Origin of the sequence: Lentzea flava (assembly GCF_014648475.1) — a bacterium.
Classification (GTDB): domain Bacteria; phylum Actinomycetota; class Actinomycetes; order Mycobacteriales; family Pseudonocardiaceae; genus Lentzea; species Lentzea flava.
Genome location: NZ_BMRE01000171.1, coordinates 1 through 618, shown reverse-complemented (window position 1 = coordinate 618; position 618 = coordinate 1). Strand labels below are relative to the sequence as shown.

Sequence of the window (618 nt, the reverse complement as noted above, 5' to 3'; positions counted from 1 at the left end):
TCACGAAGATCTGGCCCTTGCCGTTGCCGCTCGCCACGCCCAGGTCGGCCTCGCGGGCCTCGCCGGGGCCGTTGACCACGCAGCCCATGACGGCTACGCGGAGTGGGACCTCCATGCCCTCCAGGCCTGCGGTGACCTGCTCGGCGAGGGTGTACACGTCGACCTGGGCGCGGCCGCAGGACGGGCAGGACACGATCTCCAGCTTGCGCGGGCGGAGGTTCAGGGACTGGAGGATCTGGTGGCCGACCTTGATCTCCTCGACCGGCGGGGCGCTCAGGGACACGCGGATCGTGTCGCCGATGCCCTGGCGGAGGAGGGCGCCGAAGGCCACCGCGGACTTGATGGTGCCCTGGAAGGCCGGGCCCGCCTCCGTCACGCCGAGGTGCAGCGGGTAGTCGCACTGCTCGGCGAGGATCTCGTAGGCGCGGATCATGACGACCGGGTCGTTGTGCTTGACCGAGATCTTGAGGTCGTGGAAGTCGTGCTCGGCGAAGAGGGAGGCCTCCCACAGGGCCGATTCCGCGAGGGCCTCTGGGGTGGCCTTGCCGTACTTGGCCATCAGGCGCGGGTCCAGGGAGCCCGCGTTGACGCCGATGCGGATCGGGGTGTTGTGGTCGC

1 protein-coding gene is annotated in these 618 nt (G+C 70.1%); it reads right to left on the bottom strand.

What is annotated here, in order from left to right:
* On the bottom strand, positions 1 to 618 hold a 618-nt coding region (locus IEZ09_RS46010), incomplete at both ends, for a flavodoxin-dependent (E)-4-hydroxy-3-methylbut-2-enyl-diphosphate synthase (RefSeq protein ID WP_189260159.1).